The 721-nt window shown below is 77.5% G+C and carries 1 protein-coding gene; it reads right to left on the bottom strand.

Annotated features, from left to right (window positions below; all coding sequences use genetic code 11):
* The coding region (locus tag HMPREF3099_RS09895) for a HesA/MoeB/ThiF family protein (RefSeq protein WP_141762118.1) at positions 1 to 721 on the bottom strand (721 nt) is incomplete at both ends.

Genomic DNA, 721 nt, shown 5'->3' on the forward strand with positions numbered 1-721 from the left:
CAGCGCGCGGCGCAGGGCCGCCGGGGTCCACGCGCCGTCCGGGCCGGCGTCCGTGGCGTCCTCGACCGCGTCGCCGCCCTCGGTCCCCGGAGTGGGCACCTCGCCGCGCGGCAGCGTGTAGGTGCTCACCGCCATCGTCCAGGCGTCCACGACGAGCAGGCGGCCCAGCAGTGGCTCGCCGCCCCCGACCAGCAGCTTCACCGCCTCGGCGGCCATGCACGAGGCGACGAGGCCGCACACGGGGCCGAGCACCCCGCCCCGCGCGCACGAGGGGGCGCCGCGCACCTCCTCGGCCGGCGGGTACAGGTCGCGATAGCGCCACCCGCGCCGGGCGTCGAAGGTGCTCACCTGGCCTGTGGTGCCGCTCACCGCGCCCCACACGTGCGGCACACCCAGCTCGGCGCAGGCGGCGTCCACCGCGTCGCGGGTGGCGAAGGAGTCCGAGCCGTCGAGCACGAGGTCGTGCCCGGCCAGCAGGGCGGTGGCGTTGTCCGGCGTCAGGCGCGTGGGCACGGTGCGCAGGGTGACGGTGCCGTTGAGGCGGGCCACCGCGTCGGCGGCGCTGTCGACCTTGGGGCGGCCCAGGTCGGCCTCGCCGTGGAGCACCTGGCGGTGCAGGTTGCCCAGGTCCACCACGTCGTCGTCCACCACCGTGATCTGCCCGATGCCGGCGCCGGCCAGGTAGAGCAGCGTGGGGGAGCCGAGCCCGCCGGCGCCCAGG

Source organism: Kytococcus sp. HMSC28H12 (genome assembly GCF_001816045.1).
Lineage (GTDB): Bacteria > Actinomycetota > Actinomycetes > Actinomycetales > Dermatophilaceae > Kytococcus > Kytococcus schroeteri.